Source organism: Streptomyces sp. SID14478, from assembly GCF_010548525.1.
In the GTDB taxonomy this organism is placed as follows: Bacteria; Actinomycetota; Actinomycetes; order Streptomycetales; family Streptomycetaceae; genus Streptomyces.
The window spans coordinates 1-207 of sequence record NZ_JAAGMG010000623.1; the positions used below are offsets into that span (position 1 = coordinate 1).

General features: G+C 78.3%; 1 pseudogene. It reads right to left on the reverse strand.

The window, feature by feature from the left end:
* Positions 1 to 207, reverse strand: a pseudogene (locus G3I40_RS20315) (hypothetical protein); the annotation flags it as partial.

The following is a 207-nucleotide window of genomic DNA, read 5'->3' on the forward strand; positions in this document are numbered from 1 at the left end:
TCGACGTGCCGGACCAGTTCGCGGCGCAGGGCCGCGGACAGGAGCAGCTGGTTGTCGCCGGTGAGGCGGGCGACGCTGGGGCAGGTGCCGGTCTCCACGACGGCGAGCGCGGCACGGGTGCGCTCGACCTCGCAGGCGGCCGCCGCGAGGAGCTCGCGGGTGACGCCCGGGTCGGTGCCGAGGACGGCGGCGACCTCGCGCGGGGTC